At 71.1% G+C, this 23,417-nt stretch carries 26 protein-coding genes; 14 read left to right on the top strand and 12 right to left on the bottom strand.

All coding sequences use genetic code 11. The features are described 5' to 3' along the window. Nucleotides 1-48 precede the first annotated feature (48 nt). From ACFXHB_RS12780 to ACFXHB_RS12770, 3 genes are all read right to left on the bottom strand, one after another. Complete coding sequence (locus ACFXHB_RS12780; RefSeq protein WP_380574050.1) at nucleotides 49-435, bottom strand: DUF6087 family protein; 387 nt, start codon at nucleotides 433-435, stop codon at nucleotides 49-51. 101 nt (nucleotides 436-536) lie between these two features. Continuing rightward, a complete protein-coding gene (locus ACFXHB_RS12775) occupies nucleotides 537-857 on the bottom strand; it encodes a DMT family transporter (RefSeq protein WP_380574048.1) in 321 nt (106 codons plus the stop codon). Nucleotides 858-947: 90 nt separating this feature from the next. Further along, a complete protein-coding gene (locus ACFXHB_RS12770) occupies nucleotides 948-1,310 on the bottom strand; it encodes a DMT family transporter (RefSeq protein ID WP_380574047.1) in 363 nt (120 codons plus the stop codon). Nucleotides 1,311-1,406: 96 nt separating this feature from the next. Here ACFXHB_RS12770 and ACFXHB_RS12765 point away from each other — a divergent pair, with 96 nt between their 5' ends. After that, a complete protein-coding gene (locus ACFXHB_RS12765; protein ID WP_380574046.1) occupies nucleotides 1,407-1,859 on the top strand; it encodes a MarR family winged helix-turn-helix transcriptional regulator in 453 nt (150 codons plus the stop codon). 117 nt (nucleotides 1,860-1,976) lie between these two features. After that, nucleotides 1,977-2,324, top strand: a complete 348-nt coding sequence (cutA, locus tag ACFXHB_RS12760) for a divalent-cation tolerance protein CutA (protein ID WP_380574045.1) — start codon at nucleotides 1,977-1,979, stop codon at nucleotides 2,322-2,324. Nucleotides 2,325-2,439: 115 nt separating this feature from the next. Here cutA and metG read toward each other — a convergent pair whose 3' ends face one another. Continuing rightward, nucleotides 2,440-4,176, bottom strand: coding sequence for a methionine--tRNA ligase (gene metG / locus ACFXHB_RS12755; RefSeq protein ID WP_380574043.1), 1,737 nt, complete (start codon nucleotides 4,174-4,176; stop codon nucleotides 2,440-2,442). 256 nt (nucleotides 4,177-4,432) lie between these two features. Beyond that, nucleotides 4,433-5,605: a damage-control phosphatase ARMT1 family protein gene (locus tag ACFXHB_RS12750; protein WP_380574041.1), complete on the bottom strand. Its 1,173-nt coding sequence runs from the start codon at nucleotides 5,603-5,605 to the stop codon at nucleotides 4,433-4,435. A gap of 466 nt (nucleotides 5,606-6,071) precedes the next feature. Between ACFXHB_RS12750 and argS the strand changes: the two genes are divergently transcribed. The 7 genes from argS (at nucleotide 6,072) to ACFXHB_RS12715 (ending at nucleotide 11,783) form a co-directional block, all read left to right on the top strand. Further along, nucleotides 6,072-7,835, top strand: coding sequence for an arginine--tRNA ligase (gene argS / locus ACFXHB_RS12745; RefSeq protein ID WP_380574039.1), 1,764 nt, complete (start codon nucleotides 6,072-6,074; stop codon nucleotides 7,833-7,835). 256 nt (nucleotides 7,836-8,091) lie between these two features. Further along, nucleotides 8,092-8,403 carry a hypothetical protein gene (locus ACFXHB_RS12740; protein ID WP_380574038.1) on the top strand — a complete coding sequence of 104 codons (312 nt, stop codon included), beginning with the start codon at nucleotides 8,092-8,094 and terminating at the stop codon, nucleotides 8,401-8,403. Further along, complete coding sequence (locus ACFXHB_RS12735; protein WP_380574037.1) at nucleotides 8,327-8,851, top strand: DUF6879 family protein; 525 nt, start codon at nucleotides 8,327-8,329, stop codon at nucleotides 8,849-8,851. The genes ACFXHB_RS12740 and ACFXHB_RS12735 overlap by 77 nt, the downstream gene beginning before the upstream one ends. Nucleotides 8,852-8,878: 27 nt before the next feature. Continuing rightward, nucleotides 8,879-9,727 (top strand): helix-turn-helix domain-containing protein, encoded by an 849-nt coding sequence (locus ACFXHB_RS12730; protein WP_380574036.1) that lies wholly within the window; start codon nucleotides 8,879-8,881, stop codon nucleotides 9,725-9,727. Nucleotides 9,728-9,859: 132 nt separating this feature from the next. Beyond that, the gene (locus ACFXHB_RS12725) at nucleotides 9,860-10,264 is read left to right on the top strand and encodes a hypothetical protein (RefSeq protein ID WP_380574035.1); all 405 of its coding nucleotides are present in this window, start codon (nucleotides 9,860-9,862) and stop codon (nucleotides 10,262-10,264) included. A 95-nt stretch (nucleotides 10,265-10,359) separates the two neighbouring features. Then, the gene (locus tag ACFXHB_RS12720; RefSeq protein ID WP_380574033.1) at nucleotides 10,360-10,920 is read left to right on the top strand and encodes a DUF6875 domain-containing protein; all 561 of its coding nucleotides are present in this window, start codon (nucleotides 10,360-10,362) and stop codon (nucleotides 10,918-10,920) included. Further along, the gene (locus ACFXHB_RS12715; RefSeq protein WP_380574032.1) at nucleotides 10,917-11,783 is read left to right on the top strand and encodes a hypothetical protein; all 867 of its coding nucleotides are present in this window, start codon (nucleotides 10,917-10,919) and stop codon (nucleotides 11,781-11,783) included. Before ACFXHB_RS12720 ends, ACFXHB_RS12715 begins: the two co-directional genes overlap by 4 nt. Nucleotides 11,784-11,860: 77 nt before the next feature. On the opposite strand, the gene ACFXHB_RS12710 is transcribed toward ACFXHB_RS12715, so the two are convergent. The 3 genes from ACFXHB_RS12710 to ACFXHB_RS12700 all read right to left on the bottom strand — a co-directional run bounded on the left by ACFXHB_RS12710 (nucleotide 11,861) and on the right by ACFXHB_RS12700 (nucleotide 13,175). Continuing rightward, nucleotides 11,861-12,049, bottom strand: a complete 189-nt coding sequence (locus ACFXHB_RS12710) for a DUF397 domain-containing protein (protein WP_380574031.1) — start codon at nucleotides 12,047-12,049, stop codon at nucleotides 11,861-11,863. 76 nt (nucleotides 12,050-12,125) lie between these two features. Then, complete coding sequence (locus ACFXHB_RS12705; protein WP_380574030.1) at nucleotides 12,126-12,314, bottom strand: DUF397 domain-containing protein; 189 nt, start codon at nucleotides 12,312-12,314, stop codon at nucleotides 12,126-12,128. Between the two features lie 6 nt (nucleotides 12,315-12,320). Then, nucleotides 12,321-13,175 (bottom strand): helix-turn-helix domain-containing protein, encoded by an 855-nt coding sequence (locus ACFXHB_RS12700; protein WP_380574029.1) that lies wholly within the window; start codon nucleotides 13,173-13,175, stop codon nucleotides 12,321-12,323. A 524-nt stretch (nucleotides 13,176-13,699) separates the two neighbouring features. Between ACFXHB_RS12700 and ACFXHB_RS12695 the strand changes: the two genes are divergently transcribed. Then, a complete protein-coding gene (locus tag ACFXHB_RS12695; protein ID WP_380574028.1) occupies nucleotides 13,700-13,903 on the top strand; it encodes an ATP-binding protein in 204 nt (67 codons plus the stop codon). 76 nt (nucleotides 13,904-13,979) lie between these two features. On the opposite strand, the gene ACFXHB_RS12690 is transcribed toward ACFXHB_RS12695, so the two are convergent. Continuing rightward, a complete protein-coding gene (locus tag ACFXHB_RS12690) occupies nucleotides 13,980-14,582 on the bottom strand; it encodes a GNAT family N-acetyltransferase (RefSeq protein ID WP_380574026.1) in 603 nt (200 codons plus the stop codon). A 130-nt stretch (nucleotides 14,583-14,712) separates the two neighbouring features. Further along, the gene (locus tag ACFXHB_RS12685; protein ID WP_359805533.1) at nucleotides 14,713-15,996 is read right to left on the bottom strand and encodes an adenylosuccinate synthase; all 1,284 of its coding nucleotides are present in this window, start codon (nucleotides 15,994-15,996) and stop codon (nucleotides 14,713-14,715) included. 126 nt (nucleotides 15,997-16,122) lie between these two features. On the opposite strand from ACFXHB_RS12685, the gene ACFXHB_RS12680 reads away from it, so the two are divergent. From ACFXHB_RS12680 to purM, 3 genes are all read left to right on the top strand, one after another. Next, nucleotides 16,123-16,974: a diacylglycerol kinase gene (locus tag ACFXHB_RS12680; protein ID WP_380574025.1), complete on the top strand. Its 852-nt coding sequence runs from the start codon at nucleotides 16,123-16,125 to the stop codon at nucleotides 16,972-16,974. 382 nt (nucleotides 16,975-17,356) lie between these two features. Continuing rightward, nucleotides 17,357-18,940: an amidophosphoribosyltransferase gene (purF, locus tag ACFXHB_RS12675; protein WP_380574024.1), complete on the top strand. Its 1,584-nt coding sequence runs from the start codon at nucleotides 17,357-17,359 to the stop codon at nucleotides 18,938-18,940. 79 nt (nucleotides 18,941-19,019) lie between these two features. After that, nucleotides 19,020-20,105: a phosphoribosylformylglycinamidine cyclo-ligase gene (gene purM, locus ACFXHB_RS12670; protein WP_380574023.1), complete on the top strand. Its 1,086-nt coding sequence runs from the start codon at nucleotides 19,020-19,022 to the stop codon at nucleotides 20,103-20,105. Nucleotides 20,106-20,319: 214 nt separating this feature from the next. Here purM and ACFXHB_RS12665 read toward each other — a convergent pair whose 3' ends face one another. Both ACFXHB_RS12665 and ACFXHB_RS12660 read right to left on the bottom strand, forming a co-directional pair. Beyond that, complete coding sequence (locus ACFXHB_RS12665) at nucleotides 20,320-20,577, bottom strand: DUF3073 domain-containing protein (protein ID WP_329489015.1); 258 nt, start codon at nucleotides 20,575-20,577, stop codon at nucleotides 20,320-20,322. 473 nt (nucleotides 20,578-21,050) lie between these two features. Further along, entirely contained in the window at nucleotides 21,051-22,214 is a 1,164-nt protein-coding gene (locus ACFXHB_RS12660) for a Glu/Leu/Phe/Val dehydrogenase dimerization domain-containing protein (protein WP_380574022.1), read from the bottom strand. Nucleotides 22,215-22,412: 198 nt separating this feature from the next. Between ACFXHB_RS12660 and ACFXHB_RS12655 the strand changes: the two genes are divergently transcribed. Then, nucleotides 22,413-23,387 carry a hypothetical protein gene (locus ACFXHB_RS12655; protein WP_380574021.1) on the top strand — a complete coding sequence of 325 codons (975 nt, stop codon included), beginning with the start codon at nucleotides 22,413-22,415 and terminating at the stop codon, nucleotides 23,385-23,387. Nucleotides 23,388-23,417: the final 30 nt, after the last annotated feature.

Below are 23,417 nucleotides of genomic sequence, written 5' to 3'. Positions count from 1 at the left end.
TAGTGACGCGGCGGCCGGGGGCCGGCCCCGGCCGTCGAGACCCCGTGCTCACCGGTCCGGCCTGCGGTGGCGCCCGGTGCCCTTCCGGAACAGGGCCACCGGGGTGTCCGCCTGGGGGAACGTCGCCCCGGGGGGCCGGGGCCCGGCCGCCGCGTCGCCCGCCGGGGCGGCGTCGCCCGTGACCGGTGCGGGCGACGCGTCGGGCGGCCCGGACCGGACGATCAGCGGGTACGCGTGCGCGTAGCTCTCGGCCACCGCGACCGGCTGCCACTCGAAGCCGTCCCACTCGACGACCAGGCGCGGCACGTCCCGGAAGACGTGCGACCCGCGGCGCGGCCCGGGCGCCAGGGTGATCGCGTCCCGCGTCCCGGGTGCCCGCCGGCGGCCCTCCCGCTCGGCGTACCACTGCTCCAGCGGCTCGTCCTCGGCGTCCATCGCCGCCTCCCTCGGGTCGGTCGGGAAGCGCCAGTCTCGCGGATGGCACGCGACCGGGGCGATGCCACGAACGGGTGAAACCCGGTGGTGACGGCGCCGGTTCAGATTCCGGCGGCGAGCTTCAGGGTGATCGCGCCGGCGATGATCGAGGCGAAGGAGAGCAGCTTGGGGAGGGTGATCCGCTCCTTGTAGAGCACCGCGCCGAAGATCACGGTGCCGATCGAGCCGAGCCCGGTCCAGATCGTGTACCCGACGCTGACGTCGAGGGTCTTGAGCGCCTGGCTCAGGGTGAAGACGCCGGCCGCGGCGGCGACCAGGGTGAAGACGGACGGCCAGAGCCTGGTGAAGCCCCGGGTGGCGTTGGTGCCGAGGGCGAAGGCGATTTCGAAGACGACGGCGATCGCGAGGAAGACCCAGGCCATGACGGACTGCTCCTGTGGGTGGGAGGGGGTGGGAGTGGTGAGAGGGTGGGACGGGCGGGTGCGGCGAACCGCGGGACCGGGCGGGGCGGTTCAGGCCGAGGTCGGCCGCGGGCCGCCGAACCGGTCGGCGAGCTTGAGGCCGAGCACCCCGCCGATGATCAGCACGAAGGCGACCGCCTTTCCGGCGTTCATCGACTCGTGGAAGATCAGGGAGCCGAGGAGGACGGTGCCGACCGAGCCGATCCCGGTCCACACGGTGTAGCCGACGCCGACGTCGAGGGTCCTCAGGGCCAGGCTGAGGAAGAAGATCCCGCCGCCGGCGGCCGCGGCGCTGAGCAGTGAGGGCCCCAGCACGGTGAAGCCGTGGGACGCGTTGGTGGCGAGGGCGAAGACGACCTCGAAGACCGAGGCGATGAGCAGGTGGATCCAGGCCATGAGAACCCCCGGGGTCATGGTTGTTGTATGTATGTGCAAGTAGATTCGCTGGGCAAGAGCATGCATGTACAAGTAATCTGTGTCAACCACCCCCGCCCGGCCAGGGAGCAGCCCATGTCCACCCGACCCAGTCCCACCGGCGACGACGCGGACGCCCGGATGTGGAGCCGGCTGACCGCTCTGCACACGCACATCGAGAGCCGCCTGGCCACCGCCCTCCAGCGCCGGCACGGCCTCGGGCTCTCCGAGTACCGCGCCCTCGGCCTCCTCGCCGAAGCGCCCAAGGGGGAGCTGCGGATGCAGGACCTCGCCGCCGGGCTCGGCCTCAACCAGAGCTCGGTCACCCGCCTGGTCGCCCGCCTGCACGCCGCCGACTTCACCTACCGGGACTCCTGCCCGGACGACAAGCGCGGCGTCTACACCGTCATCACCGCCACCGGCCGCGCCCGCCAGGAGGAGGCCCGGACCACCTACCGGGAGACGCTCGGCGCGAGCCTCGACGAGGCCGCCGGCGACGCCCCCGACATCGCCACCGTCCTCACCGCGGCCCGCGGCAGCCTCGCCTGAACGCCGCTCCCGTGCCCGTCACGCCGGCACCCCGTGCGGCGGAGGCCGGGCGGTCCGCCGTCCCGCTCGGCGTGACAGCGTGACAGCGCGACGCCGGTCCGGCGGTACGGTCGCGCCATGGCAGCTTCCACCCCTGACGTCGTCGTGGTGACCACGACCCACGACACCGAGGACAAGGCGCGCGCCCTCGCCGTCACCGCGGTGCGCGCCCGACTGGCCGCGTGCGCGCAGATCCACCCCGTCCGGTCGGTCTACTGGTGGGACGGCGAGGTGCGGGAGGGCGCCGAGTGGCGCGTCGACCTCAAGACCCGCGCCGAGCTGGCCGCCCGGCTGGCGGCCTTCCTCGCCGAGGAGCACGACTACGACACGCCCGAGATCATCGCCGTCCCGGTGGTGGCGGGCAGCGCCGACTACCTGGCCTGGGTGGCCGCCGAGACCACCGGCCCGGGGCGGCACACCCCCTGACCGCCCGCCCGGCTCCGCCCGGTGGCCCGCACACCGGTACGGCGCGGCCCCGCTGCCGGGCGGAGGCGGCGGGGTCGCGCCGTCGGGTCCGTGCGCGGACCGGTGCGGCCCGCCGTCAGGCCTGCTCGCCGCCGCCGAAGCGGGTGGTCCAGCCGGCCAGGTCCTCGTCCGTGATCTTGGCGAAGAGCACCGGCGGGACGGTGAACGCGGTGCCCGCCGGGACGAAGTCCAGCGTGCGCGCCTCCTCGGCACCCACCCAGGCGCGGGTCCGGGCCGGGGCGTCGTCGGCGAGCGCGAACGCCTCACGCATGGCCTGCGCCGCGGCCGGGATGAACGGCTCGGAGACCACCGCGTACAGGTGGATCAGGTTCATCGCCGTCCGCAGGGTCAGTGCGGCGGCCTCGGGGTCGGTCTTCACCTGGAGCCAGGGCGCCTTCTCGTCCAGGTAGGCGTTCCCCGCGCTCCACAGCGTGCGCAGGGCCTGCGCCGCCTTGCGGAAGTTCAGCGCCTCCAGCTGGGCCTCGTACTCGGCCAGCAGCTCGGCGATCTGCGCGCCCAGCCGCTCCTCCGCCTCGCCCGCCGCGTGACCGGCGGGGACGTCGTCGCCGAACCGCTTGCGGCTGAAGGTGAGCACGCGGTTGACGAAGTTGCCGAGGGTGTCGGCGAGGTCCTTGTTGACGACGGAGGCGAAGAGGTCCCAGGTGAAGCTGGAGTCGTCCGACTCGGGGGCGTGCGCCATCAGGAAGTAGCGCCAGTAGTCGGCCGGCAGCAGCTCCAGCGCGACATCGGTGAAGATGCCCCGCTTCTGGCTGGTCGAGAACTTGCCGCCGTAGTACGTCAGCCAGTTGAAGGCCTTGACGTAGTCGACCTTCTTCCAGGGCTTGCGCGAGCCGAGGAGGGTGGCCGGGAACATCACCGTGTGGAACGGGACGTTGTCCTTGGCCATGAACTCCGTGTACCGGACGGTCTCGTCGGCCTCGTACCACCAGGACTTCCAGTCCCGGACCTCGCCGTCGGCCGCCGCGTCCGCCCACTCCTTGGTCGCGCCGATGTACTCGATCGGGGCGTCGAACCAGACGTAGAAGACCTTGCCCGCGGCCGCCAGCTCCGGCCACACATCGGCCGGCACCGGGACGCCCCACTCCAGGTCACGGGTGATGGCGCGGTCCTGCAGTCCTTCGGTCAGCCACTTGCGGGCGATCGAGGAGGCGAGGACGGGCCACTGGTCGCCGTGCGCCTCGACCCAGGTCTCGACCTGCTCGGTCAGCTTCGACTGGAGGAGGAAGAGGTGCTTCGTCTCGCGCACCTCCAGGTCGGAGCTGCCGCTGATCGCCGAGCGCGGCTCCAGCAGGTCCGTCGGGTCGAGCACCCGGGTGCAGTTCTCGCACTGGTCGCCGCGGGCCTTGTCGTAGCCGCAGTGCGGGCAGGTGCCGACGATGTACCGGTCGGGCAGGAACCGACCGTCGGTGACCGAGTACACCTGGCGGATCGCCCGCTCCTCGATGAACCCGTTGGCGTGCAGCTCGCGGGCGATCTCCTGGGTGATCTCCCGGTTCTGCCGCGACGAGCTGCGCCCGAAGTGGTCGAACGACAGCCGGAACCCGTCGTAGACGGCCTTCTGCTGGTCGTGCGCCTGCGCGCAGAACTCCGCGACCGGCAGCCCGGCCTCCTGGGCGGCCAGTTCGGCCGGCGTCCCGTGCTCGTCGGTGGCGCAGATGTACAGCACCTCGTGCCCACGCTGCCGCAGATAGCGGGAGTAGACGTCCGCCGGGAGCATGGACCCGACCATGTTGCCCAGGTGCTTGATCCCGTTGATGTACGGAAGGGCGCTGGTGATCAGGTGCCGAGCCATCCTCGGATGCTCCAATTTCTCCCGCACGCACCCCAGCCCGGAGTGCCGTGACAGGCGCAGGGTCTGGGGGCCGCAACGGAGCCCCGGCACGCGCGGCCGGACTCCGGGCTGCCACACAGAGCGAAGGTCCACTGTGGGCGTGCGCAGTGTATCGAAGCCGGGGCGGCCGCTTCCTGCCCATTTCGCCGGTCGGACGGCTGGCCCGGCGGCTGGTCGGCCGGTCGGGCGGTCGGGCGGTCTCCGGGGCGCCTCGCGCTCACCGCTCCGGCGGCCGCCGGTGGACCTGGACCACCGCGTACCGCCCGCTGGTGCGCCACGCGGCCCCGGAGGCGTCGAGCCGGGCGACGACCGCCGGCTCGACGCCCACGACCACGTCCGACTTGAGCGTCCGCAACGCCGCGACGGACGACGGGAAGTACTCCACCGCCTCCGCGAACGGGGTGGTCGGCGGCCAGCGCCGGTCGCCCACCAGACGGCGGTAGTTGAGGTCCCCCTTGAAGATCGTCAGCGCCGCACCGGCGAACTCCGCCCGGAGCCCGGCGGGCAGCTCGTGGAACGTCAGCGGCGCACAGAGGAACGCGGGGGCCCGGACGGCGAGCCGGCCCGTGCCGAGGGCCTGCCACAGCCGTCGGCCGACCGCCGCCGCGCGGGGCGAGGGAGCCGTCCGCAGGCGTTCGACCGTGGCGAGCAGATCGGCCCCGGTCGCGTCCGAGACGAAGTACGGCCGGGGCTTCACGTACAGCACCACCTCGGCCGCCGGGCCGTCGGCGAGCAGGTGGTCGATCAGCACCAGGTCCGGCAGCAACTCCCGGCCGGCGTTGTCCGCGACGACGCAGATCCGCCCGCCCCGGGCCCGCTCCAGTTCGGCCCGGAGCAGTGCGCTGTCGTCAACGACCGGATCGGTGTCGGCGCCGCCGCCCGTCGAGGTCATCCCGAAGCTGAGGTCGGCGCGGTTCCCCCACAGGGCGGAGGCCACCAGCGCCTCCTCGCGCTGCCGCCGGGGCAGGTCACCGAGCGGCTCCAGCGCCGCCAGTTCGCCGTCCACCGCCGGGCCCGCCAACTCGGCGGCCTTGAACGGGCCGAACGGGTCGATGCCCTGCCAGGCCCCGGGCCGGAAGTACCCGGTGGCGTCGAGCAGCCGGTGGTAGAACCAGTTCTCCGCCCACAGGAACGGCGCCTCGCCCCAGGGCCGGCCCCACAGGCCCTCGCCCCAGACCAGCCACCGCTCCCGGTCGTGCACGCCCTCGCCCGGCGGCTCCAGGACGCCCGTGGTGCTCTCCGTCAGCAGCTGCCGCAGCGCGGCCCGCTGGGCGGGCCCGTACGGCAGCGCGTCCAGCACCTGCCGGACGAGCTCCGGGTGGCGTTCGTGGAACACGCTCCACGCGAAGGAGCCGGGGGTGGCACTGCGGATCACGGGTGCGGTCGGCACGTACGGCTCGTCTCGGTCGGTCGGTCGGTCGGTCGGTCGGTCGGCGCGGCCCGGTCCGGCCGACCGCCGTCCGCGCCGACCGCCGCCGTCCGGGCCGGGTGGTCGCGCGGGTTCGGTACCCCGGGCGGGGCCGGGGGCGGGCCTCGTGCTCCCAGTATCCGGCCCGGGCGACCGCGCCCGGGGCGACCGCCTCCGGCGGGGCGTCGCGCCGGCCGCCCGCGAGCCGCCCGGCGGCCCGGTGGCGCGCAGCCGTACGACGCCCGGCCCTCCCGTCCTCGGCCTGGTCCCGGCCTCGGCGGGGGCGCGGGCCACGGGGGCGCGCGCCACGGGGCCGGCCGAGAGGGCCGGGAGGGCCGCCGCTGCCCGGCCGCGGCCGCTAAATCAGAGGTGAACGATCGGTCCGCGGCCCTACCATTCAGGCCCATTGGCGGTGAGGCAGCCGTTTCACGCCGGAAAGGGAATCCCCGTGACCGAGGTAATCGCAGTGATCGGCCTTGCTGAGCACGCCGTGTCGGCCGCCATGGCCCGCGTCCTGCCGCCCGAGCTGTCCGAGCGAGACCCTCTCGTCCGACCCTCCGAGCACGCCGACTTCCAGTCGAACGCCGCCCTGTCGCTGGCCAAGCGGGCCGGGCTCCCGCCGCAGGCCCTCGCGCGGCAGCTCCTGGGCGAGCTCGACGGAGGGGCGATCTCGGCGACGCTGTCCGGCCCCGGGTTCCTCAACCTCACGGTGGCGGACTCGCGGCTCTGGGCGCAGGTCGAGGCCCGGCTGGCGGGCGAGCGGCTGGGCGTCGGCCTCCCGCTGGCCGGCACCCGCACCGTCATCGACTACTCGGCGCCGAACATCGCCAAGGAGATGCACGTCGGCCACCTGCGGACGACCGTGATCGGTGACGCGCTGGTCCGGGTCCTCACGTTCCTCGGCGGCGAGGTCGTACGGCAGAACCACCTGGGCGACTGGGGGACCCAGTTCGGCATGCTGATCCAGTACATCGACGAACACCCCGAGGCACGGTGGCGCGGCGGCGACCCGGACGCCGCCGCCGGCGCGCAGGTCTCGGTGCTCGACGGTCTGTACCGGGCGGCGCGGCAGAAGTTCGACGCCGACCCGGAGTTCGTCGAGCGGGCCCGGCGGCGGGTGGTGGCCCTGCAGGGCGGCGACGAGGCCACGCTGGCGGTGTGGCGGGAGCTGGTCGCGGTGTCCGGCCGGGCGTTCCAGCAGCTCTACGACCGGCTCGGGGTCCTGCTCACGGAGCGGGACTCCGTGGGCGAGTCGACGTACAACCCGTTCCTGGACGAGCTCGTCGGGGAGCTGGTCGAGGCCGGCATCGCGGTCGACAGCGACGGCGCGCTCTGCGTGTTCTTCGACGACGTCACCGGCCCGGACGGCGAGCGGGTGCCGCTGATCGTCCGCAAGAAGGACGGCGGCTACGGCTACGCGGCCACCGACCTGGCCACCCTGCGCCACCGGATCCGGACGCTCCGGGCGGACCGGATCCTGTACGTCGTCGACGCCCGGCAGTCCCTGCACTTCCGGATGGTCTTCGCCACCGCCCGGCGGGCCGGCTGGCTCACCGACGAGGTCGAGGCCGTCCACGTGCCGTTCGGGACGGTGATGGGCCCCGGCGGCACCCCGTTCAAGACCCGTTCCGGCGGCACGGTGCGGCTCGCGGAGCTGCTGGACGCGGCGGTCGAGGGGGCGCGGGAGGCGTTGGCCGACAAGCCGCACGACCTGACCGGCGAGGCGATGGAGGAGGTGATCCGGGCAGCCGGCATCGGCGCGGTCAAGTACGCCGACCTGTCGACCTCCCGGGCGAAGAACTACGTCTTCGACATCGCCCGGATGGTCTCGCTCCAGGGCGACACCGGCGTCTACCTGCAGTACGCGCACGCCCGGGTCCGGAGCATCCTGCGCAAGGCTCCGGCGGAGGCCCTGGAGCGGCCGGTCGACACCACGCTGCCGCTGCACCCCGCGGAGCGTGCGCTGATCCTGCTGCTGGACGGGTTCGACGCCACCGTGCGCGAAGTGGCCCAGGAGCTGGAGCCGCACCGGCTCTGCGGGTACCTGTTCTCGCTGGCGAAGGCCTTCACGGACTTCTACGGCGCCTGCCCGGTCCTCAAGGCGGAGACCGCCGCCGCGCGGGCGAACCGGCTGGCCCTGTGCCGGCTGACCGCGCGGACCCTGGCCCGGGGCCTGGACCTGCTCGGCATCCAGGCCCCGGACCGGATGTAGCGGGTCGCCTCCCCGGTGGACGGCCGGTGCCGCCCACCGGGGACGGGCACGGCACTCGCGCCCGACGCCGTCCTCGCCGCACAGGAAGTCGGCCGGTCCGACTTCCTGTGCGGCGAGGCTACGAGCTCTAGGAAGTCCGGGCAGGGGCTCAAGCTGCAGAGAGCGCCTGCTCCAACGCGCCCTTGACGCTCCGGCGAACCAGGCGACACGGTGTGAGCCGCAACTACCCGCAACGGGTTGGACGCAGGAGATCATCATGGGGCTGGACTTCGCCGGGATCGATCCTGAAAGCAAGTCGGGAGGCTCGCCGACGGTGTGGATCGAGGACGAGACGCACGAGATTGTCATCCAGGGGTGGAAGGCGGCCCCCGAACTCGAAGCCCGGATCTGTGGGTCCGATTGGGTACCCGGCCACGAGCGGGGTATCCCCGACCACGAAGCCATCGTTCGTATCCCCATGCGAATGATCCCGACCTTGAGGAAGGCGTGCGATGACGCAGAACGTGCCGGACTTTTCCGCCCTGCTGAAGGGGGCACGACGGACGGCCGTGCACCTGGAGATGCGTGATGCCTATGGCGTCGCCGACGAAGCCGAGGAGTTCGAGGAGTTCGTGCGCTCGGGGAAAGTCGATCTGAACCCGGAATCGGACGGTTGGGCCGACTGGGTGCCGCTCGTGCGGGAGACCGTTGGCCGCGGTGTGGTGATGCGCCGAGCGAGGATCGTATCCGAACCGGTGACCGACTACATCAGGTGGGAGCACGCACTGACCCCGGTGAACATCGCCGCCGGTGAACACGTCCGCTGGTTGCCCCGGCGTCTTGCTTCCGATATCGCCTTGCCGGGCAACGACCTCTGGCTGATCGACGACCGTCTGGTCCTCTTCCACTGGTTCACCGGTGACGGCGACTGGATCGGCCATGAGTGCACCGAGGATCCGGCCACGGTGAAGCTGGTCTCCACCGCGTTCGAGACGGTGTGGGAGCGCGCCGTCCCGCACGACCAGTACACCGTCTGAGCCCTCGTACCGTCCGGCGGACAGCTCATGCCCACGTCACCGCTCTCTGCCGCACAGGCTGCCCGACAGGCACTGGCCGATCGGCTTCAGCACATGCGGAAGGATGCCGGACTCACCGGGCGTGAGCTGTCTGCCCGGTGCGGCTGGCACCCGGCGAAGACGTCGCGCCTGCAGAAGGCCGAAGTCGCTCCGTCCGACTCCGACATTCGGGCCTGGTGCACCGCCTGCGGGGCCGAGAACCAGATCCCCGAACTGATTGCGGCCTCTCGGTCGGTCTCGTCGATGTACATGGAGTGGAAACGCCTTCAACGCGCTGGACTCCGGCAGCTCCAAGAGACCTACACCCAGGCCTACAGGAAATCGCGGATTCTGCGTTTCTACTCCTCCGACGTAGTCCCTGGGATGCTCCAGACCCATCGATATGCCGCCGCGATCCTCTCCCGGTTCGCCAACGATGCCAATTCGGTCGACGACCTCGAACAGGCTGTCGCGCAGCGGATGCAGAGCACTCGGCCGATGTACGAGGGAAATCACCGCATCGCCTGCCTGGTCGAGGAATCCGTTCTGCGCTACCGCATCGCTGAGGCATCCGCGATGGCCGGCCAACTCGGGCACCTGCTCTCGGTCATGGCGCTGCCCCGGGTGAGCCTCGGCATCATCCCCTTCACCGCCCGGCGTGCGCTGTGGCCGGTGGAGACGTTCCATGTGCTTGATGACCGACTGGTCGAAGTCGAACTGGTGACCGCCCGCGTGAGGATCACCGCTCTGTCCGAAGTCCGTGAGTACATCCAGACCTTCGCCGAGCTTCAAGGTCTCGCTGTGTACGGTCAGGAGGCGCGCGCGGCCGTCACGGCGGCGATTGACGCGCTTGGGTGAAGCCACGCAACTATTCGCAACTTTCTTGAGGACGCGTCGAGTTGCTCCGTAACTTCGTGGTGGTTGATCCGGCGGATCCTCCTGGGGAGGCCGTCGCGCCACATCATCCGCCACCACGGAAGGAGCACCGCCATGAGCCCCATGACGACCGAATTGGCCGAGCTGGGCAGGTTCTTCCTCATCACCGGTCGCCGCCTGGCCGCCGGCTCCACCGCCCCCGAGATGTTCTCCGATGCGATCGACTCGGCGTGGCACAGCCTCATTGACGACGCCACCGCCCACGAGGAGTTCACCATCGCGCACGCCGGCCGCGCCCTGATTCACGTCGAGGGCCGTGGTGAGGGTCTCGTCTCGTGGGTGTCCGCCTACGAGGATGCCTACGGGCCGCTGCCGGAGATCTGGTTCACCGACGCCAGTGGTGCGGTGAACAGCGAGTCGCTGGCCCACTACCGTTCGACGGGGGAGGTCCGGGCGTCCTGGAACTGCAGTCCCGAGGCGGCCCCGACCTCCACCAAGGCCAACCCCACGGCTCGGTGACCTTCCCCGCGCGCACGGAGCCCCGGTCCCTGGCCGGGGCTCTGCGCATCACCAGGTCCCGCACCATCGAGCCCCCCGAGGGCTGCGACGCCTACGTGGACGAAACGGTGTCCTTCTGTCCCTACCTCGGTCCGTCCCTGAGGAACGACCTCACCGGCTGGACCACCTACACCGTGAAGCCCGAAGCCGAGCCGGCGGACATCGAGGGCGCCGTCTTCGCTGCCGCCGTTCAGGCCGCCGAATTCGTCCGGGCTCTGTCCCCGTGGCCCCGGGGACATCTCGTCTGCGAGAACGTGGTCGTCCTCGGTGTCGGCCGTCCTGAAATCGATTGGCCCCACTGGGCGCTGAAGAATCTCTATGCTCCGGCCGGACTGATGGTGGGCAAGTTCTGGAAGGGGGAGGAGGACACTGGCCGGAAGGGTGATCCGCTTCCCGTTCCGCCCGTCACCTTCCTCTCACTGCGTCCGGCCGTGCGGCCCCGGGACCCTCACTTCCTCGACGGCACGCCGGACTTGGCCGCCACGATTGCCACTGCCCGCGACGACGGCCGTGACGTTCTCCTGCCCGTCATCGGTAAGCCGACCAGTGCCACCGCAGCAGCCACGTACTGGCCCGTCATCAAGGCATGGGCCGCCTCCCTTCAGGAGAGCCGTTGATCGACCGCATCCGCGCCCAGATCGAGAAGACCACCGGGCCCTTCATCGATGTCACGCCTGTCACTGAACGGCGGGGTTCCACCGTGTGGAAGGCCGTTGCCGTGTACGGCGTCTACGCTGTCAAGGCGGGGTACGGCGAAGGCGAGGAGATCACCGCCCGCGAGGCATCCGTGCTCGACCGGCTCCCCGGCTACAGCGTCACTTCCGGGCGGTTCGAGGGCGGGGGCTGGTACGTGACTCCCTGGCTTCGAGGGCCGTCCACCTGGGGGTTGTTCGCACCCGTGCGGGAGAGCGGAGTCGGGCACGGCCGAGCCCTCCGTGGAGCTGTCGGACTCTGCCGCGCTGTTGCCGAACTGCACGCTGCCGGATGGGTCCACTGCGACCTCCAGCCTGCCCACGCCGTCCACACGGACCAGGGTGTTCGACTACTCGATCTGTCATGGGCCTGGCATCCTGGCTTCGAGCAGCACCCGGCATTCATGGGTGGCATGACGCACTTGGTCGCCCCCGAGCTGGCCGCCTCGATTCAGGCCGGGGTGCGGCCGGTGAAGCCAACCGAGGCTGCTGAGGTCTACGCACTCGCCGGGACCTTGTGGACCTGCATCACGGGCGGGTGGCCGCTTGACTACGCCACGGCCGGAATCAACCCGCAGGAGTCCGGTCCGGATGTCCTGCGTACGGCCATCGCCACTGGTGGGATTCCACTTGCTTCAAGTGATCTCTGGCCGGCGTTTCAGGAGGTGCTCCGTACGGTCCTGCTCGCGTCGGCCGAGGTTCGGCCCACTGCCGCAGCCCTCGCCGGAATACTGGAATCCACTGCTCCTCCGAAGGGCGTATGCCAGTCACAGGGAGGGTCGGACTGACCCTGTCTCTCGGGGATTGGTCGCTGGTAGTCCCGGTGGCCCCTTGCGTGGCGCAAGGGGCCACCGGAGCGGTGCGCTCAGGCGACGAAGTGGTCGAACTCGCCGGCCTTCACCCCGAGGAGGAAGGCCTCCCACTTCTTGGGGGTGGTGCGGACGATGATGTCGCCGGTGTCGGGGTCACGGATCTCGACCATGTCGTCGACGATGCGGACTTCGAGGGACTCGTCGGCTTCGCCGCTGAGTGAGGCCTTCTGCCAGTTGTTCATGCTCTCCAGACCTTCAGATCGGTGGGTTTGTCCGGCGGCCCCTCGCGGCCTGCGAGGGGCCGCCGGATCGATTCCGCTAGCTGCCGAAGTGGTCGAACTCGCCGGCCTTCACCCCGAGGAGGAAGGCGACCCACTTGCGGGGAGTGGTGCGGATGATGACGTCGTAGGTCTCCGATTCGCGCAGCTCGACCATGCCCTCGGCAGTGCGCACCTCGATGCACTCGTTGGATTCCCCGCTGTAGGAGGACTTCTGCCAGCTGCTCATGTCTCGCTACCCCTTCAGGTCATGCATTGTGCGGTGAATGAAATCGCGAGATTTCTGTGGGCTGAGCGCGCTGGAATCGGCCTCCGTGATGATCTCGCGGTAGGTGTGCAGCTCGGCACCGGAGTGGACGAACTGAGGCCCCTGCGCAAGGTCGTACTGGACCGTGTCCAGCTCCGGGATCGCGCCGCACGCGAGGTAGAGGTTCTCCCCGGCGCCCGGGAAGGTGTCCATCTCGAAGGGGATCACGCGGATGCTGATTCCAGGGCGCTCGGAGTGTTCCAGCAGGCTGGCGAGTTGCTCTCGCAGCACGGCCGGCCCACCGAACTGCATCCGCAGACTGGCCTCGTGGACGAAGGCGACATACGGCTTGTCGCTGTCGGTGAGCAGGCTCTGGCGCTGGACTCGGAACGCGACCCGAATGTCTGTGGCGTGGCGAGGAAGTGCCGGGCGAATCCGAGCGAACACGCCGGCCGCGTATCCGGTGGTCTGTAGAAGCCCGGGAATGAAGGTGGTGTTCAGGACGAACAACGACGTCGCATGATGTTCCATCTCGGCAATGTCAAGGAAGCCGGTGGGGATCTGTTCGCGGAAGTTGTCCCACCACTTCTTCCCGCGGTCCCGCGCCATCAGCGTGAGCCCGTCGATCAGAGCAGTATTGGTGCACTTGGCGGCTGCCGCCCAGGTGCGCAGGCGGTCGGCGCTGATCCCGGACTTGCCGTTCTCCATCTGCGAGACCTTGGGCGCGTCCGTGCCCAACTCTGCTGCCATGGCTCGTGGCGTCATCCCGGCGTACTCGCGCATCTTGCGCAGCTCAAGGCCAAGTCGTTGCTGGCGCACGGTCGGCGACAAGCGGGGTGGCATGCATTCCTTCCCTCAGTAGGTCCTCGGTGCAGTCTGCCGCCATGGCATCGGGTGGTCCACCTCGATGGGGAAGGCCAGGCCGTGATCGCACGATCGGGTGAATGGCTCCATATTTTGTAGCATCGATGGACCCTGGCTTCTATGTTGAGCGTCATGGCCAAGTCCTGATGGCCAATCAGTTCTCCCGAAGCGCACCCCGGATGGGCGTGCAGGCTGCCGACGCCTGCCCTCGCCTCATCGTCGGCGGGGGCAAGCCACGGGGCCCGGGCTTCCATGAACACCCTCACCTCAACTGGACTGGAGACAGTCGATGTTGCTCCCTCTCCTGCGCCCGCTGGACGCCGATCCGGCGTCCGACTTCAGGCTCGACCTCTTCCCGCCGGCCCTTCCCGGGATCGTCGGGGCGCTCCGCCGCCTCCTGCGGGACACCCTCCAGGCCCTCGATCTCGACCCCGACGCCCCCCTGCCTGATCCTCTCCGAGCTGGTCACCAATGCCCTGCTCCACGGCGACGGCCCGCCCACCGTGGTGCTCGAACTCCGCCGCGGCAGGCTCCACATCGCGGTCGCGGACGCCTCGCTCGCGCCCCTCGTCCGCCCGGTGCCGAACCACTCCCGGACGAGCGGCCGCGGGCTCGACCTGGTCGACGTGCTCGCCGACGAGTGGGGGGTGGAACGCATCGGGCCGTACGGCAAAGCGGTGTGGGCCACGATCGCGGTCGGCGGCTGATGGGCGCCGTCCTGCTCGCCGTCCTGCTGCTCTCGGCGCTCTTCGTCGGCGTCGTCGCCCAGCTCGTCGCGGGTCGTCAGCCGCGCGAAAGGCGCTCCGCCAGGCGGGACTTGGCCGCCGGCCACTCGTCCGCCAGCATCGAGAAGTAGGCGCTGTCGCGCCAGACCCCGGTGGCGCGGAGCTTCTCGCGCCGGTGGATGCCCTCGAAGGACGCGCCGAGGCGCAGGATCGCGTTGCGGGAGCGGTCGTTGAGGGCGTCGGTCTTCCAGAACACCCGGCCCATGCCCAGTTCCTCGAAGGCGTGGACGAGCAGCAGCAGCTTGGCCTCGGTGTTGACGGCCGTCCGCCAGGCCGACCGGGCGTACCAGGTGCCACCGATCTCGACGAGTTCGTCGGCGGCGTCGAAGGCGTAGAACCCGGTGATCCCGACGGCCCGCCCGCTCGCGAGGTCGATCACGGCGAACTTCACGGCGTTCCCGGCCTCGACCTCGGCCAGCCGGATGTCGAGGATCTCGCCCAGTTCCTCCTCCGTCGCCGGGGCGGTGAACGGGATCCAGCGCCAGACCTCAGGGTCGGGGCCGACGGCGGCCCAGAGGTCGGCCAGGTGGTCCCGGCGCAGCGGCTCCAGGCGGACGTGGCGGCCGGTCAGGGTGACGGGGGCGGGCAGCTTCGCAGTCATGATCCGAAAAGTAGCCCGACTCTGTACTAGATGCAAGATCTGATTGAACTAGTGCAGAAGCCCAAGGGCAAGGAGAAGGCCCTGCGGGACGCGACGTCCCACAGGGCCTCTCGGTCTCACCCGGTCAGGCTCAGACGAACGAGTTGATCTGGATCGTCTCGTACCGGCCGGGGCCGACGCCGATCGCGGAGATCGGCGCGCCCGACATCTCCTCCAGCGCCTTCACGTAGGCCTGCGCGTTCTTCGGCAGGTCGGCGAAGGTCTGGGCCTTGCTGAGGTCCTCGGTCCAGCCCGGCAGCGTCTCGTAGATCGGCTTGGCGTGGTGGAAGTCGGACTGGTTGTACGGGAGCTCCTCGACGCGCTTGCCGTCGATCTCGTACGCGACGCAGACCGGGATCTGCTCCCAGCCGGTCAGCACGTCCAGCTTGGTGAGGAAGAAGTCCGTCAGGCCGTTGACCCGGGTCGCGTAGCGCGCGATCACGGCGTCGAACCAGCCGCAGCGCCGGTCGCGGCCGGTGGTCACACCGCGCTCGCCGCCGATCCGCCGCAGCGCCTCGCCGTCGGCGTCCAGCAGCTCGGTCGGGAACGGGCCCGAGCCGACGCGGGTGGTGTACGCCTTCAGGATGCCGATGACCCGGTCGATCTTGGTCGGGCCGATGCCGGCGCCGGTGCAGGCACCGCCGGCGGTCGGGTTCGACGAGGTCACGAAGGGGTACGTGCCGTGGTCGACGTCCAGCAGGGTGCCCTGGCCGCCCTCCAGCAGGACGACCTTGTTGGCCTTCAGCGCCTCGTCGAGCACCAGGGTGGTGTCGGCCAGGAACGGCTTGATCTTGTCCGCGTAGCCGAGGTACTCCTCCAGGACCAGCTCGGCGGGGATGGCGCGGCGGTTGTACAGCTTGACCAGCAGCTGGTTCTTGTCGTGCAGCGCCGCTTCGATCTTCTGCTGCAGGATCGACTCGTCGAAGAGGTCCTGGACCCGGATGCCGACACGGTTGATCTTGTCCGCGTAGGTCGGGCCGATGCCGCGGCCGGTGGTGCCGATCCGGCGCTTGCCGAGGAAGCGCTCGGTGACCTTGTCCAGGGTGCGGTGGTACGGCGTGATCAGGTGGGCGTTGCCCGAGATCAGCAGCTTGGAGGTGTCGATGCCGCGCTCGTTCAGCCCGCTGAGCTCGGAGAGCAGCACGCCCGGGTCGATCACGACGCCGTTGCCGATCACCGGCGTCACATTCGGGCTGAGGATGCCGGAAGGGAGCAGGTGCAGGGCATACTTCTGGTCGCCGATGACCACCGTGTGACCGGCGTTGTTGCCGCCCTGGTAGCGAACGACGTAGTCGACGGAGCCACCGAGGAGGTCGGTCGCCTTCCCCTTGCCCTCGTCCCCCCACTGAGCGCCAACGAGCACGAGTGCCGGCACAGGCGTACACCCCTTCCGGTTGGGGCATCCTGCGAAAGCCGCAGTCTGCCCCGAGATAGACGAAGCCCCTGGCGCAATAGCGCAAGGGGCTCTTGCACCGAGAGATTACCTGAGGAAGGACCGGTCGTGTCGTCCCTGTCCACGCCCGCAACCGGCGGTCCCGAACCGCTCCTCCTGCTCCTCGACCCGGCGGCCCGGCAGACCGACGGCGAGTCGGTGCGGATCGCGAGGGACGTCCTGTGCGGAGGGGCGGACGCCAAGGTGGCCTATCCGGAGAGTCCTTCCGAACTCGACCGGGTGCTTTCGCACCGGGGGCGGCGGCGACCGGTGGTGATCGGTTCCGACGTGGCGATGCAGCGGGTCCTCCAAGCCCTCCACCGCCAGCGTGAGCTGGGAGCGGACCCGGTGGGCATGGTTCCGGTGGGCCGGTCGGACGAGCTGGTGGCGGCCCGCGCGCTCGGCGTGCCGGGCGAGCCGGTGCCGGCCGCGCGGGCGGTGCTCGCGGGTGTGCCGCGCAAGCTGGACCTGCTGGTGGACGACGGTGGTGGAGTGGCGCTCGGCGGGGTCCGGATCTCCGGCGGCGGAGCCCGTCGGACGGTGAGCCGAACGGGTGGCTGGCGTTCGCTATGGGCGAAACTGGCTGCGGCCGAGCAGGCGACCTCACTCACGATCGAACCCGCCAAGGGTGAGCACGGCGCCCGGCTCCGGGTCGAGGCGGACGGCCGGCTGCTCGCGGACGTCCACGAGCCGGTCCGGGTGGTCGAGGTGACCCTGCCGGGCGGGGACGCGGTCGGCGCGGGAGTGATGGAGATCGTGGTCCGCGCGCCCGGCGCACTGGTGCGCGCCCGGGCGGCGAGCGTCTCGGTGACCGGGCGCGGGTTCGGCTACGAGGCGGACGGTCACCCGGTGGGTCCGGTCCGGGTCCGGACCTGGACGGTTCACCCGGGGGCCTGGGCGCTCTTGCTCCCGGCCGGCTGAGCGAGCGGGAGCGCGCCCCCCGGCGCCGAACGCGGCGCCGAACGCGGGTCTGGACGCGGGTCCGGACGCGGGTCCACATCGGATCCGGGACCGGCCCACGCCCCGCCGAGTCCCTCGCGCGCCGTCAGGACCCCGTCCGCGGCCCCGTCGACCCCTCGGGTGAGCAGGCTCACGTTGCCCGCCGTTCACCCCGGGGTCGTCTGCATGCGGAATGCGTCAACAGGCGCGAACCACAAGGCCAAGCGCCCCTCCGTCGAATTTCGACACGCCGAAATGCGCCACCGGTAAGGGGTTTTGTCTACGCGCGTTGCCGAGTGATCGCCCAACAATCCCGGCCTCCCCGGTTCCGGAAGCCTGTGCCAACTGCCCTAGACTCGAAGGCGTGCCACGTGGTGACGGAAGACTCAACCACGATCTTCTTCCCGGTGAGAAAGGCCCCCAGGACGCTTGCGGCGTCTTCGGTGTCTGGGCTCCCGGCGAGGAGGTCGCCAAGCTCACGTTCTTCGGCCTTTACGCCCTGCAGCACCGCGGTCAGGAATCCGCGGGCATCGCAGTGAGCAACGGCTCCCAGATTCTCGTCTTCAAGGACATGGGACTCGTCTCCCAGGTCTTCGACGAGGCCTCCCTGGGGTCGTTGCACGGGCATATCGCCGTCGGACACGCCCGCTACTCGACCACCGGTTCCTCGGTCTGGGAGAACGCCCAGCCGACCTTCCGCGCGACCGTTCACGGTTCGCTGGCCCTCGGGCACAACGGAAACCTGGTGAACACCGCCGAACTGGCGGAGATGGTCGCCCAACTGCCCGGGGAGGAGCACGTCTCCCGCTCGGGCCGCTCGGCCGCGACCAACGACACCGACCTGGTGACCGCCCTGCTCGCAGGCCACCCGGACCTCTCCATCGAGGAGACGGCCAAGCTGGTCCTGCCCAAGGTCAAGGGCGCGTTCTCGCTGGTCTTCATGGACGAGCACACGCTCTACGCCGCCCGTGACCCGCAGGGCATCCGCCCGCTGGTGCTCGGCCGGCTGGAGCGCGGCTGGGTCGTCGCCTCCGAGACGGCGGCCCTGGACATCTGCGGCGCGTCCTTCATCCGTGAGGTCGAGCCGGGCGAGCTCATCGCCATCGACGAGAACGGCATGCGGACCTCCCGCTTCGCCGAGGCCAAGCCCAAGGGCTGCGTCTTCGAGTACGTCTACCTGGCCCGCCCCGACACCTCCATCGCCGGTCGCAACGTGCACCTCTCCCGCGTGGAGATGGGCCGCCGACTGGCCGCCGAGGCACCCGTCGACGCGGACCTGGTGATAGCGACTCCGGAGTCCGGCACCCCGGCCGCGATCGGCTACGCCGAGGCCAGCGGCATCCCGTACGGCTCGGGCCTGGTGAAGAACGCCTACGTGGGCCGCACCTTCATCCAGCCCAGCCAGACCATCCGCCAGCTCGGCATCCGGCTGAAGCTCAACCCGCTGCGCGAGGTCATCCAGGGCAAGCGCCTGGTGGTCGTGGACGACTCGATCGTCCGCGGCAACACCCAGCGCGCCCTGGTGAAGATGCTCCGGGAGGCCGGCGCCGCCGAGGTCCACATCCGGATCTCGTCGCCTCCGGTGAAGTGGCCGTGCTTCTTCGGCATCGACTTCGCGACCCGCGCGGAGCTGATCGCCAACGGCATGACCATCGAGGAGATCGGCCGCACGCTCGGTGCCGACTCGCTCTCCTACATCTCGATCGACGGCATGATCGAGGCCACCAAGCAGCCGAAGGACCGGCTCTGCCGGGCCTGCTTCGACGGTGAGTACCCGATGGAGCTGCCCGACCCGGCGCTGCTCGGAAAGCTCCTGCTGGAGGCCGAGATCAAGGGCGGCCAGCAGCCGCCGGCGGTCCGCGGCAAGCCGACCAGCGGCAGTGACCTGGACGGCGTCCAGTCCCTGCTCGGCGGAGCGGGCGCGGCCGACGCCCTGCGCCGCCCGTAACGACCCGACGGTGGGGTCCCGGAACCCCGGGACCCCACCGCTGTTCCAACCCCCACTGACCCGAAAGGGCCGCACCGCAGTGACCACGAACCAGAACGGCGCCACCTACGCCGCCGCCGGCGTCGACATCGAGGCGGGCGACCGCGCCGTCGAGCTCATGAAGCAGTGGGTGAGGAAGGCGAGCCGCCCCGAGGTGGTGGGCGGCATCGGCGGTTTCGCCGGGCTCTTCGACGCGTCCGCCTTCAAGCGCTACGAGCGGCCGCTGCTGGCCTCGGCCACCGACGGCGTGGGGACGAAGGTCGCCATCGCCGCCGCCATGGACAAGCACGACACGATCGGCCACGACCTGGTCGGCATGGTCGTGGACGACCTGGTGGTCTGCGGCGCCGAGCCGCTGTTCATGACCGACTACATCTGCGTCGGCAAGGTCGTGCCGGAGCGGGTCGCCGCGATCGTCAAGGGCATCGCCGAGGGTTGCGCGCTCGCCGGCTGCGCCCTCGTCGGCGGCGAGACGGCCGAGCACCCGGGCCTGCTCGGCCCCGACGAGTACGACGTCGCGGGCGCCGGCACCGGCGTGGTCGAGGCGGACGCCCTGCTGGGCGCCGACCGCGTCCGCGCGGGCGACGTGGTGATCGCGATGGCCGCCTCCGGCCTGCACTCCAACGGCTACTCGCTGGTCCGCCACGTGCTGCTGAACGAGGCCGGCTGGAAGCTGGACCGCAAGGTCGAGGAGTTCGGCCGCACGCTCGGCGAGGAGCTGCTGGAGCCGACCCGGATCTACTCGCTGGACTGCCTGGCGCTCACCCGGGCCACCGAGGTGCACGCCTTCTCGCACGTCACCGGTGGCGGCCTGGCGGCCAACCTGGCCCGGGTCATCCCGGAGGGCCTGCACGCCCGCCTGGACCGCGGCACCTGGACCCCGCTGCCGGTCTTCCAGACCGTCGCCGAGGTCGGCAAGGTGGCGACCCTGGAGATCGAGAAGACGCTGAACATGGGCGTCGGCATGGTCGCGGTCGTCCCGCCGCACTCGGTGGACGTCGTGCTGTCGATCCTGGAGGACCGCGGCGTCGAGTCCTGGGTGCTCGGCGACATCGTCGAGCGCTCCGGCGAGCACGAGGGCGGCGCGGCGCTCTACAACGCCTACGAGGGCTTCACGGCCGGCTGAGCAGGTCACCGGCCCACGTGAACGGCCCCCTCCGGCGCAGACCGCCGGAGGGGGCCGTTCCACGTCGGCGGAGGCGGTACCGGGGGAGCGCACCGGAGACCGGGAGGTGGGTGACCGGGTGCACCCGGCCGGCGGCTGTCGCCACCCCGCCCCGGGAACGCCGAAAACCGGCCCGGGCGCTCTGGGCGCTCGGGCCGGTCAGGCCAGACTGTGACTACGCGCGGCGGCGGGCCTGCGAAGGCCCGGTACCCGACGTGCTGTCATCGTCCTCGTCGTCGTCGGCGTACCGAGCCGCGTATTCCGCGTAGGGGTCGTCGTCCTCTTCTTCCTCGATCGGCTCAGGCTCGATCGAGGCGGTAGAGGGCGATACGCCCAGCTCGTTGGACAGACGATTGGCGTCGAACCCGCCGCTGTTGTACTTCAGCTCGCGGGCGACCTTCGTCTGCTTGGCCTTGGCCCGGCCGCGCCCCATGGGTCGACCCCCTCAACGATGGGGCTCACGGCCCCGAGTCTGACACGTGTTCATGATCAAGAGCGGCCTGCCCGAATGGGGAGAACCGTCCCTTGGAGCATTAACGGTACCTGTTTCTGCCGCTGGACGGTACGTCGTCGGTGTGACGTGGCGCGCACCGGCCGCACCCAAGACCAGGTCTTCCCAGGTCACGGGAGGTTTTGCGGCAGTTTGCACGCTGTCCGGAGGTAGGTGAGGTCCGTTGTTCCGGGATCGATTATCCCCCCAAGGGGGGTGATGGATCACCCGATCGGGCGCAGAAGTGAGAATCCGGTTCCACATCGTGATGCGTGGGGGGCGAGCCGGCCGCTGCCCCGCCGACGGGCCGGGAGGCGGACCCCGGCCCGCCGACGGGCCGGACGGGGGAGGGGCCGCCCCCCGGTGCGCCACGGAGTCCGCGACGCACCGGGGAGCGGCCCCTGGCCGCGCGGAGGTCAGCCCCGGCGGGCGGCCGGCAGCAGCACCGAGCGGAGCGCGCTGATCTCGCGCATCCGCTTCTCGGCGAGCCGGTCGGCGGCGACGGCGGGCGGGACGCCGTCGGAGGCCGCCCGGGTGAAGATCTCCAGGGTGGTGTCGAAGATCCGGGTGGCCTTGTTCTTGGCCCGCTCGAAGTTGAAGCCCTCGATCTCGTCGGCGACCTGGATCACGCCGCCGGAGTTCACCAGGTAGTCCGGTGCGTAGAGGATGCCGCGGTCGGCGAGGTCCTTCTCGACGCCGGGGTGGGCGAGCTGGTTGTTGGCCGCACCGCACACGACGGAGGTGCCGAACTCGCCGAGGGTGCCCACGGTGGCGTCGGTGAGGGCGCCGCCGAGGGCGCAGGGGGCGTAGACGTCCAGCTTGCTCTGGAGCAGGGCGGCGCTGTCGGCCACCACCTCGACCTCCGGGTGGGCGGCGCGCACGCGGTTCACGGCGGCCTCGGAGACGTCGGTGACGACGACGGTGGCGCCGTCCGCGACCAGGTGGCCGACCAGGTAGTGGCCGACCTTGCCGACGCCGGCCACGCCGACCCGCTTGCCGCGCAGGGTGGGCTGGCCCCAGCGGGCCTGGGCGCTGGCGCGCATGCCCTGGAACACGCCGAAGGCGGTGAGGATGGAGGAGTCGCCGGCGCCGCCGTTCTCGGGCGAACGCCCGGTCACGAACTCGGTCTCACGGGCGATCACGTCCATGTCCTGGACGTAGGTGCCGACGTCGCAGGCGGTGATGTAGCGCCCGCGCAGGGACTCGACGAAGCGGCCGTAGGCCCGCAGCATCGCCTCGTTCTTGTCCTTGTTCGGGTCGCCGATGATGACGGCCTTGCCGCCACCGAGGTCGAGCCCGGCCAGCGCGTTCTTGTACGACATGCCGCGCGACAGGTTCAGCGCGTCCTCCAGGGCCGCCTCCTCGGAGGCGTACGGGAAGAAGCGGGTGCCGCCGAGGGCCGGACCCAGGGCGGTGGAGTGGATGGCGATGATCGCCTTGAGGCCGGAGCCGCGGTCGTGGCAGAGGACGACCTGCTCGTGGCCGTCGCCGGGGGCGGCGCCGTCCTGCTCGGTACGGAAGATCCTGCTGAGCACTCCGGGTGCGGGGTACGCGGCGGACGTGGTCTGTACGTCGGTCACTGTGGTGACTCCAGTATCTGAGGCCCGCTGCTGTGGTGCGGGCGCCTAAGGCGAAGCGTAGTCGCGCGGGCGTCCCCGATCTGCCCTCTTGTACGAGCTTGCGCGGGTTGTCCGCGTACTGAGACGGGGGCGTGCGGAGTGCGTTCGCGAACGGCTCCCGGCCGAAGCCCTCCCGGGCGGGGGCCGGTGCGTGCGACGATGCAGAACGTGACCGTCGTGCGCACCTCCGTACTGCCGCCCTACGCCGCCCACCTGCGGGTCTACGAGCCGCTGGCCGCCTACCCGGAGGCCGAGCGGGTCCGCTGGCAGGCCTACGCGGCGGCGCACGGGCCGGACGCGGCCGAGGCGGGCCGGCCGGTGGCCGCGGCGGCGCTGGAGGAGCAGCGGGCGGCGCTGGCGGAGCTGGTCGGCCGCACCCCCCGGGCACTGCCGGAGCGGGAGAGCGAGCGGGCCTTCGTGCGCTCGGTGGACGGGGTGCTCTACATCTGCCCCTGGGCGACCAGGTTGCGCACCTGGCAGGCGCTGGACGAGCTGCGGGCGGCGGCGCCGGTGGCGCTGCTGGACACCGCGCTGCCGCCGGCCACCCGGGCGGCCGCGGAGGCGGACCGGGAGCGCTGGCGGACCGAGCACCCGGACGCCCGGCCGTGGATCGTGACCAGCCGGTGGGAGGTGCCGGTGCGCTGGTTCCTGCCGTTCGGTGAGGAGGACCGCTGCTTCGTGCCGGCCGGGGAGGCCGGCGACGGGCCGGCGGCGACGGGTGCGGGCGCGGCCGGTGGCGTCGGTGGTGTCGGTGGTGTCGGGGAGCCGGACCGGGGGGAGAAGGGGGAGCAGGCGGCGCTGTTCTACCTGACGCCGATGGCGCAGGCGCGCCGCCGGGTGGCCCGGGCCTACCGGGCCCTGCGCGAGGCCGTGCCGGAGGGGGATCTGGTGCGCGGGGCGGAGCTGGTGGGACGGTGGCTGGAGGAGTTCCACCCGAGGTCGCTGGTGGAGCTGGACTACGGGGGGCTGGTGCACCTGATGGGGCCCGAGCGGCTGTTGGCGGACCGTTCGGCGGGGGAGCTGGAGGACGGCCTGCGCGCGTTGCGGGCCGGCGAGGCGGCGGAGGCGCTGCGGGTGTACGAGGAGCTGACGGTGCGCTGGCGGCGGGTGCTGGCGCTGCGGTACGCGAACTGAGCCCGGGGGAGGGGCGCGGCCGGTCGTCGG

The organism is Kitasatospora sp. NPDC059327, assembly GCF_042752535.1.
GTDB lineage: Bacteria > Actinomycetota > Actinomycetes > Streptomycetales > Streptomycetaceae > Kitasatospora.
The sequence above is the reverse complement of the archived record's forward strand: the minus strand, read 5'-3'. Positions and strand labels throughout refer to the sequence as shown.